This window comes from Streptococcus sp. 27098_8_51, from assembly GCF_041432205.1.
Lineage (GTDB): Bacteria > Bacillota > Bacilli > Lactobacillales > Streptococcaceae > Streptococcus.
On sequence record NZ_JAPVZE010000001.1, the window covers coordinates 64,820 to 80,098 of the forward strand.

14 protein-coding genes, 2 tRNA genes and 1 other RNA gene are annotated in these 15,279 nt (G+C 42.7%); 14 read left to right on the plus strand and 3 right to left on the minus strand.

What is annotated here, in order from left to right:
* Window positions 1-28: 28 nt before the first annotated feature.
* The 4 genes from O3622_RS00245 to trxB all read left to right on the plus strand — a co-directional run bounded on the left by O3622_RS00245 (window position 29) and on the right by trxB (window position 2,851).
* Window positions 29-829 (plus strand): amino acid ABC transporter permease, encoded by an 801-nt coding sequence (locus tag O3622_RS00245; RefSeq protein ID WP_049490755.1) that lies wholly within the window; start codon window positions 29-31, stop codon window positions 827-829.
* Complete coding sequence (locus tag O3622_RS00250; RefSeq protein ID WP_000590997.1) at window positions 829-1,572, plus strand: amino acid ABC transporter ATP-binding protein; 744 nt, start codon at window positions 829-831, stop codon at window positions 1,570-1,572. Before O3622_RS00245 ends, O3622_RS00250 begins: the two co-directional genes overlap by 1 nt.
* Before the next feature lie 77 nt (window positions 1,573-1,649).
* Window positions 1,650-1,874, plus strand: coding sequence for a DUF4059 family protein (locus O3622_RS00255; protein WP_000924294.1), 225 nt, complete (start codon window positions 1,650-1,652; stop codon window positions 1,872-1,874).
* A 65-nt stretch (window positions 1,875-1,939) separates the two neighbouring features.
* Entirely contained in the window at window positions 1,940-2,851 is a 912-nt protein-coding gene (gene trxB, locus O3622_RS00260) for a thioredoxin-disulfide reductase (RefSeq protein ID WP_371606868.1), read from the plus strand.
* Between the two features lie 35 nt (window positions 2,852-2,886).
* Here the strand turns inward: trxB and rlmB are convergent, their stop codons facing one another.
* Window positions 2,887-3,615 carry a 23S rRNA (guanosine(2251)-2'-O)-methyltransferase RlmB gene (gene rlmB, locus O3622_RS00265; protein WP_000855742.1) on the minus strand — a complete coding sequence of 243 codons (729 nt, stop codon included), beginning with the start codon at window positions 3,613-3,615 and terminating at the stop codon, window positions 2,887-2,889.
* Window positions 3,616-3,659: 44 nt separating this feature from the next.
* Window positions 3,660-4,271: a peptide deformylase gene (gene def / locus O3622_RS00270; protein ID WP_065371699.1), complete on the minus strand. Its 612-nt coding sequence runs from the start codon at window positions 4,269-4,271 to the stop codon at window positions 3,660-3,662.
* A 155-nt stretch (window positions 4,272-4,426) separates the two neighbouring features.
* Here def and O3622_RS00275 point away from each other — a divergent pair, with 155 nt between their 5' ends.
* The 6 genes from O3622_RS00275 (at window position 4,427) to O3622_RS00300 (ending at window position 8,838) form a co-directional block, all read left to right on the plus strand.
* Window positions 4,427-5,746 (plus strand): CapA family protein, encoded by a 1,320-nt coding sequence (locus O3622_RS00275; protein WP_371606869.1) that lies wholly within the window; start codon window positions 4,427-4,429, stop codon window positions 5,744-5,746.
* Window positions 5,747-5,769: 23 nt separating this feature from the next.
* The gene (locus O3622_RS00280) at window positions 5,770-6,597 is read left to right on the plus strand and encodes a Cof-type HAD-IIB family hydrolase (RefSeq protein WP_049490760.1); all 828 of its coding nucleotides are present in this window, start codon (window positions 5,770-5,772) and stop codon (window positions 6,595-6,597) included.
* Between the two features lies 1 nt (window position 6,598).
* Window positions 6,599-7,234, plus strand: coding sequence for an SGNH/GDSL hydrolase family protein (locus tag O3622_RS00285; protein ID WP_084943723.1), 636 nt, complete (start codon window positions 6,599-6,601; stop codon window positions 7,232-7,234).
* A 58-nt stretch (window positions 7,235-7,292) separates the two neighbouring features.
* Window positions 7,293-7,640, plus strand: a transfer-messenger RNA (tmRNA) gene (gene ssrA / locus O3622_RS00290).
* Window positions 7,641-7,711: 71 nt separating this feature from the next.
* Window positions 7,712-7,799, plus strand: a tRNA-Ser gene (locus O3622_RS00295).
* Between the two features lie 79 nt (window positions 7,800-7,878).
* Window positions 7,879-8,838: a hypothetical protein gene (locus tag O3622_RS00300; RefSeq protein ID WP_000721422.1), complete on the plus strand. Its 960-nt coding sequence runs from the start codon at window positions 7,879-7,881 to the stop codon at window positions 8,836-8,838.
* A gap of 192 nt (window positions 8,839-9,030) precedes the next feature.
* On the opposite strand, the gene O3622_RS00305 is transcribed toward O3622_RS00300, so the two are convergent.
* Window positions 9,031-9,118 (minus strand) — tRNA-Ser (locus O3622_RS00305).
* Window positions 9,119-9,279: 161 nt separating this feature from the next.
* Here O3622_RS00305 and O3622_RS00310 point away from each other — a divergent pair.
* From O3622_RS00310 to O3622_RS00325, 4 genes are all read left to right on the plus strand, one after another.
* Window positions 9,280-10,020, plus strand: coding sequence for a DeoR/GlpR family DNA-binding transcription regulator (locus tag O3622_RS00310; RefSeq protein WP_000920648.1), 741 nt, complete (start codon window positions 9,280-9,282; stop codon window positions 10,018-10,020).
* Window positions 10,017-10,928 carry a 1-phosphofructokinase gene (gene pfkB, locus O3622_RS00315; protein WP_000640820.1) on the plus strand — a complete coding sequence of 304 codons (912 nt, stop codon included), beginning with the start codon at window positions 10,017-10,019 and terminating at the stop codon, window positions 10,926-10,928. The genes O3622_RS00310 and pfkB overlap by 4 nt, the downstream gene beginning before the upstream one ends.
* On the plus strand, window positions 10,925-12,877 hold the full coding sequence (locus O3622_RS00320; protein ID WP_042902438.1) for a fructose-specific PTS transporter subunit EIIC: 1,953 nt from the start codon (window positions 10,925-10,927) through the stop codon (window positions 12,875-12,877). The genes pfkB and O3622_RS00320 overlap by 4 nt, the downstream gene beginning before the upstream one ends.
* A gap of 86 nt (window positions 12,878-12,963) precedes the next feature.
* Window positions 12,964-15,270 carry a DNA translocase FtsK gene (locus tag O3622_RS00325; protein ID WP_371606870.1) on the plus strand — a complete coding sequence of 769 codons (2,307 nt, stop codon included), beginning with the start codon at window positions 12,964-12,966 and terminating at the stop codon, window positions 15,268-15,270.
* The last annotated feature ends 9 nt before the right edge of the window (window positions 15,271-15,279 follow it).

Here is a 15,279-nt window from a genome sequence, read left to right on the forward strand (position 1 = left end):
TGAATCATTATCAGGAGAGGATGTTTTTATGACTGTTACAACATTTTTAGCATCAGATTGGTACCAAAGTTTGATGCAATTCATTCCGGATGGTAAGCTCTTTAGTTTGCGTTCGGTCTTTGATGGAATTCCAAGGATTGTCCAACAACTGCCTACAACCTTGATGTTGACGCTTGGAGGTGCACTCTTTGGTTTGCTACTTGCCCTGATTTTTGCCATTGTTAAAATCAATCGTGTTAAAATTTTATATCCCTTGCAGGCCTTTTTCGTCAGCTTCTTAAAAGGCACCCCAATCCTAGTCCAACTTATGTTGACCTACTACGGAATTCCTTTGGCACTGAAAGCTATCAACCAGCAATGGGGAACTGGTCTCAATATCAATGCGATTCCAGCAGCGCTTTTTGCGATTGTGGCCTTTGCTTTTAATGAGGCGGCTTATGCAAGTGAAACGATTCGTGCGGCCATCCTTTCTGTTAATCCAGGTGAAATTGAGGCGGCACGCAGTTTGGGTATGACGCGAGCGCAAGTTTATCGTCGCGTGATTATTCCAAATGCGGCGGTAGTTGCGACTCCAACCTTGATTAATTCCCTCATCGGTTTGACCAAGGGGACTTCTCTAGCCTTTAGCGCAGGTGTTGTGGAGGTCTTTGCCCAAGCTCAGATTTTAGGTGGAGCTGATTATCGCTATTTTGAACGTTTCATCTCCGTAGCTCTTGTCTATTGGGTAGTCAATATCGGAATTGAAAGCCTCGGCCGTTTCATCGAGAGAAAAATGGCTATCTCAGCACCGGATACAGTGTCTACAGATGTGAAAGGAGACCTTCGTTAATGATTAAGATTTCGAATTTAAGCAAATCCTTTTCAGGACAGACAGTCTTGAATCATCTGAACTTGGATATCCAAAAAGGTGAGGTAGTGGCTTTGATTGGTTCATCTGGAGCTGGGAAATCAACCTTTCTTCGAAGTTTAAACTATCTTGAAACTCCAGATAGTGGAACGATTCAGATTGACAATTTTAAAGTTGATTTTTCTCAGATTAGCCAAGAAGAAATTCTAACCCTTCGTCGCAAGTTGTCTATGGTTTTCCAACAGTTTAATTTGTTTGAACGCCGAACTGCTCTTGACAATGTCAAGGAAGGTTTGGTTGTCGTTAAAAAATTATCGGACGAGGAAGCAACAAAAATCGCCAAGGAAGAGTTGGCCAAGGTTGGTCTTTCTGACCGTGAAAACCATTATCCTCGCCACTTATCAGGTGGACAAAAGCAACGGGTTGCCCTCGCGCGTGCGCTTGCTATGAAACCAGATGTCTTGCTCTTGGACGAGCCTACTTCAGCCCTTGACCCAGAATTGGTCGGTGAGGTAGAGAAGTCTATTGCAGATGCTGCCAAGTCAGGTCAGACCATGATTTTGGTCAGTCACGATATGTCTTTTGTAGCTCAAGTGGCAGACAAGGTTTTATTCCTAGATAAAGGAAAAATCATCGAGTCCGGCACACCGGATGAAATCATCAATCATCCGAAAGAAGAACGGACAAAAGAATTCTTCGCTAGTTACAAACGGACTTATATTTGATATAATAGAAAAAGGAAAACTCAGTTAGTTGGACTAGCTGAGTTTACTCTTTAAAAAAGATAGAAACGAGAGAGATCATGCTACTGCATTTATTTTCTTTGTATTTCGAGAGTTTGATCTTAACGACCATCCTTGTCGTGATTTTTCTGGGGATTTGGATTGGATTGAGAGCTATGTCTGGTGTGGACAAGACAGCCAAAGCTCGCCAAGCTCATCTCTATGATATGATTATGATTGGAGTTTTGGTCGTTCCAGTGTTATCCTTTGCCGTCATGAGTTTGCTCTTGGTTTTCAAGGCATAATCCTTGCGTGACTAGCAAGAATGAGTTAGAATAAAGAAAGTTACAACAAGAAAGAAGGAATCGAAATGTACGATACGATTATTGTCGGTGCTGGACCTGCGGGAATGACCGCTGCCTTATATGCTGCTCGAAGCAATCTGAAAGTAGGCTTGATTGAAGGTGGTCTGCCAGGCGGGCAAATGAATAACACATCTGATATCGAAAACTATCCAGGTTATGCCAATATCAGTGGACCTGAATTGGCTGAAAAGATGTTTGAACCACTTGAAAACCTTGGAGTGGAGCATCTTTATGGCTATGTTGAAAATATTGAAGACCAGGGTGACTTTAAGAAGGTAATCACTGATGATCAAGTTTACGAAACCCGTACTGTCATCGTGGCAACTGGGTCAAAACACCGTCTTTTGGGGGTTCCTGGAGAAGAAGAACTGAACAGTCGTGGTGTTTCTTACTGTGCCGTATGTGATGGAGCTTTCTTCCGTGATCAAGACTTGCTCGTAGTTGGTGGTGGAGATTCAGCGGTAGAAGAAGCTCTCTTCTTAACTCGCTTTGCCAAGACTGTTACCATTGTTCACCGTCGTGACCAACTTCGTGCCCAAAAGGTTTTGCAAGACCGTGCTTTTGCAAATGAGAAAGTCAACTTTATCTGGGATTCTGTTGTCAAGGAAATCAAAGGTGAAAACCGAGTAGAATCTGTCGTATTTGAAAATGTAAAAACGGGTCAAGTGACAGAGCAAGCCTTCGGTGGTGTCTTTATCTATGTCGGTTTGGATCCTGTTAGCGATTTTGTTAAAGAATTGAATATTCAAGACCAGGCAGGCTGGATTGTAACAGATAATCACATGAAAACTGCCGTTGACGGTATCTTTGCAGTTGGAGATGTTCGCCAGAAAGATCTTCGCCAAGTGACAACAGCAGTTGGAGATGGGGCTATCGCTGGTCAAGAAGCCTACAAATTTATTACAGAACATAGTTAAGAAAAAAGTTTCCAATCACTTGATTGGAAACTTTTTTATAGTCGGTTTCGGAAAACTTCGTACATGAGAATGGCTGCAGCCACACTGGCATTGAGGCTTTGAACATGCCCATTCATGGGAATGGTTATCATTTCATCGACCTGTTTTTTGATGTTGCTGGAGATGCCTTTTCCTTCATTTCCGATGATGAGGGCGATTTTCCCTTTTGTATTCCACTTGTGGCAAGGAGTACCGTTCATATCCGTTCCAAAGGTCCAGAAGCCTTCATCCTTGAGTTTGTCTAGGGTTTGACTGAGGTTGGTCACTCGCGCAATCGGTACATGCTCAATAGCACCTGTGGCCGTTTTGGCAACGACAGGAGTCACTCCGACAGCACGGTGCTTGGGAATGATGACACCTGAAACATTGGTCGCATCAGCAGTCCTTAAGATAGAGCCTAAGTTGTGAGGGTCAGTTAGACCATCCAGAATCAATAAAAGTGGATTTTCTTCTTGACGTGTTTTTGCAAGGATGTGATCTAGCTCGCTATAGGCAAATTCGGACACTCGTAGAACAAAACCTTGATGGACAGCGCCTTCGGTCATTTCAGAGAGGGATTTTTTTGAGGTCCAAGAAATGGATACCTTTTTTTCTGTAGCCAGTTCCTTGACCTTCTCAACATTCTTACCTCGAAGATCTTCTTGGAGGTAGAGTTTATTTCCAGTGTTTGCAAGGAGGGCTTCTGTAACGGCGTGTACGCCATAGACAATATCATTTGTTTTCATGCCTCTATTATAACACAAAACCCCGTCTTGCAACGGGATTTTCTTTATTCGAGGATGAGGAGTCCATCTTTGACAGCAAATGGGTCTTTCTCATTGATACGATCGTAAAACATGATTCCGTTTATATGATCAATTTCATGTTGGACAACGATAGAGTTGTATCCCTTGAGCTTGATTCGGTGTTTTTCGCCATCCTTGTCAAAGTAATCAACAGTGACACGGGCATGACGGACAACATAGCCAGGCACATTTCGGTCAACAGAAAGACACCCTTCTCCTTCGCCAAGAGCAGCGTCCTGAACAGAGTGAGATACAATTTTTGGATTGTACATAATAGCTTGCAAGTCGTAGGCTTCCTGTGGAGTTTCACCTTCTTCCACAATATTTGGGACCAAGACGGCAATAATGCGTTTTGAAATATCGAGTTGGGGAGCAGCCAGCCCAACACCACCGCGGAGCCCCATTTTCTCAGCCATAACAGGATCTTGGGAATGTTTGAGGAATTGCATCATCTTTTCACCAAGGATGATTTCCTGGTCAGACAGTGGGAAAGTGACCTCCTCAGCAACTGCGCGAAGAGTTGGATTCCCCTCGCGGATAATATCGTTCATATCAATTAAGTGAGCAGCTTTTGTAATACGTTCTATTGTAGACATTTTCTCTCCTTTCATTACCTCTACATGATAACACAAAATAGGCGAGAAAGAAAGTCGCAGAAGTTCCTAAAAAATAATATAATAAACGGTATTCCTCTTTTGTCTGTGGTATAATAAAAGAAAAGACTTGCACCAAAAAGCAAGGGGGAATAAAGATGGAAAAGCGACAAGATAGACGGTCTCAGGGCTCTCTTTATGGGGTGTGGAGAACTAGTGTGGATTTCTTTCGGAATTATAAATCCTGGACCAATGCCCAGTTTATTATTGTGTTATTGCTTGCAGTTGCCTTATCCATGGGGGGGAACTTATTAGTTCGAGCAGTACAAGGTAGTAAGGGAACAAGCCCTGGTAGCCAAACTCTTGATTCAGCTAGTACATCTGGTCAATCCAAGGAAGATCAGTCTGGTGAAACGACGGCGCGTATCATGGCAAATGGTGACCTTCTCTACCACATCCCCATCTACCGAACAGCTCTTAAAGAAGATGGGACCTATGATTTCCATGAAAATTTTGAGTATGTAAAACCCTGGCTCAAACAAGCGGATTTGGTGATTGGTGACTTTGAAGGAACGGTGAACAAGGACCACTATTTGGCAGGTTATCCTCTCTTTAATGCACCAGGAGAAGTCATGGATGCGATCAAGGATGCAGGCTACCAAGTTCTAGACTTGGCTCATAATCATATTTTGGATTCTCAAATTGAGGGAGTGGTTTCAACGGCTCAAGCTATTGAAAAGGCTGGAATGACACCCATCGGAGTCTACACGCATGAATCCCGAGACCAAGCCCCTATAGTCATAAAGGAAGTCAATGGTATCAAGGTAGCTCTCCTAGCCTATTCTTACGGTTTTAATGGCATTGAGCAGTATATCTCTCAAGAGGACTATAATCGCTATCTTTCTGATTTGAATGAAGATAAGATGAAGGCAGAAATCGAGCGTGCAGAGAAGGAGGCGGATATTACTGTCATCATGCCTCAGATGGGAATTGAGTACCAGCTAGAACCAACGGAAGAACAGAAAACACTGTACCATAAGATGATTGACTGGGGAGCAGATATTATCTTTGGAGGGCATCCTCACGTCGTTGAACCTGCTGAAACAGTTGAAAAAGATGGTGACAAAAAACTGATCATCTACTCCATGGGAAATTTCCTCTCAAATCAGCGCATTGAAACCATGCAAGATGAGGAAAATGCCAAGTGGACGGAACGCGGTGTTCTCATGGATGTGACCATTAAGAAAAAAGATGGCAAGACTAGGATTGAAACGGCCAAAGCGCATCCTACTTGGGTCAATCGAACACCCAAAGGAACTTACTCTCCAGAAGGCTATCCGCTCTTCCTCTATCAGACCTATATCCTAGAGGACTTCATCGAGGGAGGCAGTCATCGTGACAAGTTGGACGAAGCGACCAAGGAACGAATTGACATGGCCTATAAAGAAATGAATGAACATGTAGGGTTGAAGTGGTAGGTACTCGCCCTAAAGGAGATGAGATGACGATTAAATTGATTGCAACAGACATGGATGGAACCTTGCTAGACCCGAGGGGGCAGCTAGATCTACCTCGCTTGGAAAAGATTTTAGATCAGCTGGATCAAAGGGATATCCGTTTTGTCATTGCGACAGGGAATGAAGTCCATCGGATGAGGCAATTATTAGAACACTTGGCGAGTCGAGTAGTTCTGGTTGTTGCTAACGGTGCTCGGATATTTGAGTATGATACATTACTTCAAGCTCAGACCTGGGATGATTCTATGGTTGACAAGGCTCTCCTTCATTTTAAAGGGAGAGAGTGTCGAGATCAGTTCGTCGTTACCAGTATGAATGGGAGTTTTGTCAAGGAAGGAACGATTTTTACAGACCTGGAAAAATTTATGACTCCAGAGATGATTGAAAAACTTTACCAAAGGACCAATTTTGTGGATGAGCTAAACTCAGACCTCTTTGGAGGAGTTCTAAAGATGAGCATGGTCGTTGGTGAAGAACGTTCTAGTTCAGTTTTGCAGGAAATCAATGATCTCTTTGATGGTCGTGTAAGGGCTGTTTCTAGCGGTTATGGCTGTATTGATATCCTGCAAGCTGGTGTTCACAAGGCTTGGGGATTGGAAGAATTACTCAAGCGCTGGGATTTGACATCAGAACAGATCATGGCTTTTGGTGATAGCGAAAATGATGTTGAGATGTTGGAGATGGCTGGAATTGCCTATGCTATGGAAAATGCTGATGATGAGGCCAAGGCAGTTGCAACAGCCCTAGCTCCAGCTAACAGCCAAGGGGGCGTTTATCAGATTCTAGAAAAGTGGTTAGAGAAAGAGGGATAAGGTGGCAGTACAGTTATTAGAAAATTGGCTTCTAAAAGAGCAAGCAAAGATTCAAACCAAGTATCGTGAACTCAATCAGATTTCTCTTTTAGAACCAGATATGATTTTTATCGGCGATTCGATTGTAGAATACTACCCTTTGCAAGAGTTACTCGGGACTGTCAAGACGATTGTTAATCGAGGCATCCGAGGTTACCAGACGAGGCTTTTATTAGAGAATTTGGATGCTCATCTTTATGGTGATGCTGTCGATCAAATTGTTCTCTTAATTGGGACAAACGATATCGGAAAAGATATTCTCATGAATGAAGCCTTGGATAATCTTGAAGGTGTGATTCAATCGCTCAACCGAGATTATCCGCTGTCACAAATAAAGCTTGTTTCTATTCTGCCAGTCAATGAAGGAGAAGAATACAAGCAGACAGTATATATTCGTACCAATGAAAAGATCAGAGAATGGAATCAAGCCTATGAGGCTCTAGCATCCGCCTATATGCAGGTAGATTTTGTGCCGATTTATGATAGTTTGACAGATTCAGAAGGGCAACTTCAATCAACCTATACAACGGATGGCCTCCATCTAAGTGTAGCCGGTTATCAAGCATTATCAGATGCTTTGAAAACGTATCTGTTCTAAAGAATTGGCTTGATTTTGCATTTTTTTTGAAGATAGGTTATAATAGTTCTAACATCCTGGGGTCGTTACGGATTCGACAGGCATTATGAGGCATATTTTGCAACCCGTGTGGCGACGTAAACGCTCAGTTAAATATAACTGCAAAAAATAACACTTCTTACGCTCTAGCTGCCTAAAAACCAGCAGGCGTGACCTGATTTGGATTGCTCGTGTTCAATGACAGGTCTTATGATTAGCGAGATACGATCAAGCCTTGTCTAGTGGTTTGGTAAGAGATTAATAGACTCGCAGTTCCTAGGCTTGAGTTATGTGTCGAGGGACTGTTAAAACAATACATAACCTATGGTTGTAGACAAATATGTTGGCAGGTGTTTGGACGTGGGTTCGACTCCCACCGGCTCCATTATGAACAGGTATACAGTAGATTTTTTCCAAATTGTATCCTTCGTTGTATCCTATTTATTCTAGTATGTTAGTGGAGAATTACTCAAGAGGCTGAAGAGGATGGTTTGCTAAATCGTTAGGTCGGGTAACTGGCGCGGGGGTTCGAATCCCCCATTCTCCGTTAGATAAACCCAGTGTTTTTCTAAACCAATCAACTTGGAGGTGGTCTCCAAGAGTAAATTTTCATAATGAGGTGAAACATGAAAAAGATCAAGTTACTAAGTATCTTAGCACTTTCGACGGTTGTCTTGGGTGCATGTTCTGTATTTTCTAATCAGTCATCTGAAGCTTCTTCTGATAACAAGGAGAATACAGAACAAGTTGAGAAGAAGGATGAGGCAGCAGAAGTTAAAGAAAAGGTTACAAAGGATGCTGAGATTCTCTTAGACTCAGTTCTTACTAGCGACTCTGCTCGATTTAAGAAGATTTATGGCGACACTTATGAAAAATGGACTGAGGCCGTATTTGCAGTTCAAACAAGTGAAAAAATCAAAGAAGAAGGTCTTTCACCTGCATCTACCTACTCAGTACAATGGCACAAAGATTTCCCTGTAGAAACTCCAGAAGAAACCATTTCAGGTTTCTTGAAGATGAGACGTAGATTATATCAAGATATCGGTTCTTACACTGTTAAAGACGTGAAGGTTGATGAATCAGGAAATACAGCGACTGTTACTTTCAACTCTAAGAAGTTACACTCTAAAGGATTGGCTTCATCTACAAGGGAAGTTCTCACTACTCTTATTGGAGGTGTTGATAACCTAGGTAAATACAATCAAGCTGGTTCAAACGTTGACATCAAGCGTTACCAAACATTGGTTTCTTACTGGATTTTTGAGCATCTATTCAAGAAAGATTTCTCAACCTACAGTGACGTTGATCCTAACTTAGCTCATACACCTTTCACTACTGGTGATTTTGATACTGAAATCAAATTAACTAAGGATAAGGATGGAAACTGGCTGATTTCACAAGAAGATTACCGTACTTTGGCAACAGAGTTGCTTGATGATACAGAAGGTTATGATAAAATTGTCCGTAAAAACTCAACTAAGTCTAATGATAAATCAACAGACAAGTCTTCTGATAAATCTTCAAACAAATCCACTGATAAATCAACAGACAAATCTTCAGATAAAAAAGATAAAAGCAATATCTAATCACAAGATTTAGAAGAAAAACAAGTAGTCAAAATAAACTACTTGTTTTTTGATGAAATCAAAGTGATTCTAGGATAGGGAAGGATACAGAAAAATATGGTGTGATAGTTAGAGTAACTCAGCCTTTCATTTCTAGATATTGTTCTTAGAACGATAAAAAACTGCATTGAGGTGCAGTTTTTCTTTTTTCTACGGAAGACATGGGATTCGAACCCACGCACGCTGTTATACGCCTACCGCGTTTCCAACACGGCCTCTTAAGCCTCTTGAGTAATCTTCCAATACTTACTCAAATAGTCTACCATAAAGCCACTTATCTTGCAATAAAAATGTTGGAATAGACAAAAATGATAGAATTTGAAAGAAAATGATAAAAAATGCTTGACTTTGATAGAAATTGTGCTAGAATGAATAGTGTAAACGATAACAGGAGGTGATTTGGTGTTAAAAACTGAGCGGAAGCAACTGATTTTAGAAGAGTTAAATCAACATCATGTGGTTTCCCTAGAAAAATTGGTTAGTCTATTAGAAACATCAGAATCAACGGTACGAAGAGATTTGGATGAGTTGGAGGCGGAAAACAAGCTTCGCCGTGTGCATGGTGGAGCAGAATTACCCCACTCCTTGCAGGAAGAAGAAACCATCCAAGAAAAATCTGTCAAAAACCTTCAAGAGAAGAAGTTACTGGCTCAGAAAGCAGCCTCTCTTATCAAGGAAAAAGATGTTATCTTTATCGATGCTGGAACGACAACTGCTTTTTTAATCAGGGAATTGGTTAATAAGAATATCACAGTTGTGACCAACTCCATTCACCATGCGGTTCAGTTGGTTGAAAAACAGATTCCAACTGTCATGGTTGGAGGGAGTGTCAAGATGGCAACAGATGCATGTATCGGTGGAGTTGCTCTTAATCAAATTAACCAATTGCACTTTGACCGTGCCTTTATCGGGATGAATGGTGTCGACGATGGTTATTATACGACTCCAGATATGGAGGAGGGAGCCGTTAAGCGTGCTATTTTAGAGAATGCCAAACAAACCTATGTCTTGGTTGATTCGTCAAAGATTGGTCAAACTTGCTTTGCCAAGGTAGCACCACTTAAACGCGCTATTGTCATCACAAGTCAAGGGCATGAGCTCTTGCAGGCTATTAAGAAGAAAACGGAGGTAATAGAAGTATGATTTATACAGTCACACTTAATCCATCCATAGACTATATCGTGCGCTTGGAGCAAGTTCAAGTCGGCAGTGTCAATCGTATGGACAGTGATGATAAGTTTGCTGGTGGGAAAGGAATCAATGTTAGCCGTGTTTTGAAGCGCTTGGATATTCCTAATACTGCGACTGGATTTATCGGAGGATTTACTGGTAAATTTATCACAGATACCCTTTCAGAGGAAGAAATCGAAACTCGTTTTGTCCAAGTAGCAGAAGATACTCGTATCAATGTCAAGATTAAAGCAGACCAAGAAACAGAAATCAATGGAACAGGTCCAAATGTGGAACCAGCTCAGCTGGAAGAATTGAAAGCTATTTTGTCTAGTTTGACAGCAGAAGATACGGTGGTGTTTGCGGGTTCGAGTGCTAAGAACCTAGGCAATGTTATCTATAAGGATTTGATTGCCTTGACACGCCAGACTGGTGCGCAAGTGGTTTGTGACTTTGAAGGACAGACCTTGATTGATAGTTTGGACTACCAGCCACTTTTGGTTAAACCAAACAATCACGAACTTGGAGCTATCTTTGGAGTGAAACTCGAAAGTTTAGATGAAATCGAGAAATATGCTCGAGAATTGTTAGCTAAAGGTGCTCAAAACGTTATCATCTCTATGGCTGGGGACGGTGCACTTCTTGTCACAGCTGAGGGAGCTTACTTCGCCAAACCTATCAAGGGAACAGTCAAAAATTCAGTCGGGGCTGGTGACTCTATGGTTGCTGGGTTTACAGGTGAATTTGTCAAATCTAAAGATGCAGTAGAGGCCTTCAAATGGGGAGTAGCTTGCGGAACAGCAACTACTTTCTCGGATGACTTGGCAACAGCGGAATTTATTAAAGAAACATATGAAAAAGTTGAGGTAGAAAAACGATGAAAATTCAAGACCTATTGAGAAAAGATGTCATGTTGCTGGATTTGCAGGCAACTGAAAAAACAGCTGTCATCGAAGAGATGATTAAAAGTTTGGTAGATCACGGTTACGTGACGGATTTTGAAACCTTTAAAGAAGGAATTTTAGCGCGTGAAGCTCTCACTTCCACTGGTTTGGGTGATGGAATCGCTATGCCTCACAGTAAAAATTCTGCTGTCAAAGAAGCAACGGTTCTCTTTGCTAAGTCAAACAAGGGTGTTGACTACGAAAGCTTGGATGGGCAACCAACAGACCTCTTCTTCATGATTGCTGCTCCAGAAGGTGCCAATGATACTCACTTAGCAGCCTTGGCAGAATTGTCTCAATACTTGATGAAAGATGGTTTTGCTGACAAACTTCGTCAAGTAACATCTGCAGATCAAGTTATCGAACTCTTTGACCAAGCTTCAGAAAAAGCTGAGGAACCTGTTCAAGTACCTGCTAATGACTCTAGCGACTTTATCGTAGCTGTTACAGCTTGTACGACAGGTATCGCCCACACTTACATGGCCCAAGAAGCCCTTCAAAAAGTAGCTGCTGAAATGGGTGTTGGGATCAAGGTCGAAACCAACGGTGCTAGCGGTGTTGGTAACCAACTAACTGCAGAAGACATTCGCAAGGCTAAAGCTGTTATCATCGCTGCTGACAAGGCTGTTGAGATGGATCGTTTCGATGGAAAACCTTTGGTTAACCGTCCAGTTGCAGACGGTATCCGTAAGACTGAAGAATTGATCAACTTGGCTCTTTCAGGAGATGCTGAAGTTTATCGTGCTGCTAATGGAGCAAAAGCTGCAACAGCATCTAATGAAAAACAAAGTATCGGTGGAGCTTTCTACAAACACTTGATGAGTGGTGTATCTCAAATGTTGCCATTCGTTATCGGTGGTGGTATCATGATTGCCCTCGCTTTCTTGATCGACGGAGCTTTTGGTGTGCCACAGGATAGTCTTGGAAATCTCGGATCCTACCATGAACTCGCTTCTATGTTCATGAAAATCGGTGGGGCTGCCTTTGGCTTGATGCTTCCAGTCTTCGCAGGATATGTAGCCTACTCTATCGCTGAAAAACCAGGTTTGGTAGCTGGTTTCGTTGCTGGTGCTATTGCCAAAGAAGGTTTTGCCTTTGGTAAAATCCCTTATGCCGCAGGTGGTGAAGCAACTTCAACTCTTGCAGGTGTCTCATCTGGTTTCCTAGGTGCCCTTGTTGGTGGATTTATCGCAGGTGCCTTGGTTCTTGCCATCAAGAAATACGTTAAAGTTCCTCGTTCACTTGAAGGTGCTAAATCAATCCTTCTCTTGCCACTTCTTGGAACAATCTTGACTGGATTTGTCATGCTAGCTGTTAACATCCCGATGGCAGCAATCAACACTGCTATGAATGACTTCCTTGGCGGTCTTGGGGGAGGTTCAGCTGTCCTTCTTGGTATCGTTCTTGGGGGCATGATGGCTGTTGATATGGGTGGACCAGTCAACAAAGCTGCTTATGTCTTTGGTACAGGTACGCTTGCAGCGACTGTTTCTTCAGGTGGTTCTGTAGCTATGGCAGCAGTTATGGCTGGAGGAATGGTTCCACCACTTGCTATCTTTGTCGCAACCCTTCTTTTCAAAGATAAATTTACCAAAGAAGAACGCAACTCTGGTTTAACAAACATCATCATGGGCTTGTCATTTATCACTGAGGGAGCAATTCCATTTGGTGCAGCAGACCCAGCTCGTGCGATTCCAAGCTTCATCCTTGGTTCTGCAGTAGCAGGTGGACTCGTTGGTCTTGCAGGAATCAAACTCATGGCGCCACACGGAGGAATCTTCGTTATCGCTCTAACTTCAAATGCCCTTCTTTACCTTGCCTCTGTCTTGGTTGGCGCAATTGTAAGTGGTGTGGTTTATGGTTACCTACGCAAACCACAAGCATAAAAAGTATTAGAATAGAAAGATTGTTACCATTTGGTGCAATCTTTTTCTCTATTCGAAATGGCTGTGAAATATGGTATAATAAAAGAATGGTAAACAAGAATACTACAAAAACAAGACGGAGACCGTCTAAAGCAGAACTTGAAAGAAAACAGGCTATCCAGAGGATGTTGATTTCCTTAGGGATCGCCTTGTTATTGATTATTGCAGCCCTTAAACTCGGTGCAGCAGGTGTCACTCTTTACAATCTCATTCGACTGGTGGTTGGAAGTTTGGCCTATGTGGCCATAGGTGCCCTCCTCATCTATCTTTTTCTTTTTAAATGGATCCGCAAGCAAGAGGGACTTCTGTCAGGATTTCTTTGTATCTTCGCTGGCTTGCTCTTGATTTTTGAGGCCTACTTGGTATGGAAATATGGCTTGGAGCAGTCAGTTCTAAAAGGGACCTTGTCTCAAGTTATGACGGACCTGACTGGTATGCGGGTGACTAGCTTCGCTGGTGGAGGCCTGCTTGGTGTCGGACTTTATATCCCCATTGCCTTTCTTTTCTCCAATATCGGATCGTACTTTATTGGGGTTCTCTTTATTTTAGTTGGGATTCTCCTGATTAGTCCTTGGTCTATTTATGATGTTGCAGCCTTTATTGGAGCGCAGTTCAGATCATTCATGGAAAAACAGGAACAGAGAAAACAAGAACGTTTCATCAAGAGAGAAGAAGAGAAGGCACGTCAAGAAGCTGAAGAAGCAGCAAGAATTCAGAGAGAACAAGAAGAACAGGATGCGCTACCACTTCCTCCTGTAGATCCTGAAACTGGAGAAATCTTATCAGAAGTACCAGTCTACGATCTCCCCCCAATTCCTGAGGAAGAATGGATTGAACCGGAGATTATCCTTCCTCAAGCTGATTTTGAAGTTCCAGATGTGGAAGAAGACTTTGAGGATGAAGAGGTGCAGGTTGATTTTTCTGCCAAAGAAGCCCTTGAATACAAACTGCCAAGCTTGCAACTCTTTGCGCCAGATAAACCCAAAGATCAGTCCAAGGAAAAGAAGATTGTTCGAGAAAATATCAAAATCCTAGAAGAAACCTTTGCTAGCTTTGGTATCAAGGTGACGGTAGAACGGGCTGAAATTGGACCATCAGTTACCAAGTATGAAGTCAAACCAGCAGTCGGTGTACGGGTTAACCGCATTTCTAATCTAGCAGACGACTTAGCGCTGGCTCTGGCAGCCAAGGATGTTCGGATTGAGGCTCCTATCCCTGGTAAATCCTTAGTCGGAATTGAAGTACCTAACTCTGAAATTGCGACTGTATCTTTCCGCGAACTCTGGGAACAGTCTCAGACTAAACCAGAAAATCTCCTCGAAATCCCTCTGGGTAAGGCTGTCAATGGAACGGCTCGAACCTTTGATCTTTCCAAGATGCCCCACCTACTTGTTGCAGGTTCGACGGGATCAGGGAAGTCAGTCGCAGTTAACGGTATTATCGCCAGCATTCTGATGAAAGCAAGACCAGATCAGGTCAAGTTTATGATGGTGGATCCAAAGATGGTTGAGTTATCCGTTTACAATGACATTCCTCACCTTTTGATTCCAGTTGTGACCAATCCACGCAAGGCCAGCAAGGCTCTCCAAAAGGTGGTGGATGAGATGGAAAACCGTTATGAACTCTTCGCTAAGGTTGGAGTGCGAAATATCGCTGGTTACAATGCTAAGGTCGAGGAATTCAATAGCCAATCTGAGTACAAACAAGTACCCCTGCCTTTGATTGTTGTCATTGTGGACGAGTTGGCTGACCTTATGATGGTGGCCAGCAAGGAAGTGGAAGATGCTATCATCCGTCTCGGACAGAAGGCACGTGCTGCAGGGATTCACATGATTCTTGCAACGCAACGTCCATCGGTTGATGTTATCTCTGGTCTTATCAAGGCCAATGTCCCATCTCGTGTGGCTTTTGCAGTTTCATCAGGTACAGATTCACGAACCATCTTGGATGAAAATGGAGCAGAAAAACTGCTCGGTCGAGGAGATATGCTCTTTAAACCAATTGATGAAAATCACCCAGTCCGTCTACAAGGATCCTTTATCTCAGATGATGATGTTGAACGCATCGTAAACTTCATCAAGGCTCAGGCAGATGCGGACTACGATGAAAGCTTTGACCCAGGAGATGTTCCTGAAAATGAAGGAGATTTTTCTGATGGTGAAGCTGGTGGCGATCCGCTTTTTGAAGAAGCCAAGGCTTTGGTTATCGAAACCCAGAAAGCTAGTGCTTCGATGATTCAGCGTCGTTTGTCAGTTGGATTTAATCGTGCGACCCGCCTGATGGAAGAGCTCGAAATGGCAGGTGTCATCGGTCCAGCTGAGGGAACCAAACCACGAAAAGTATTGCAACAATAAAAAAATAAC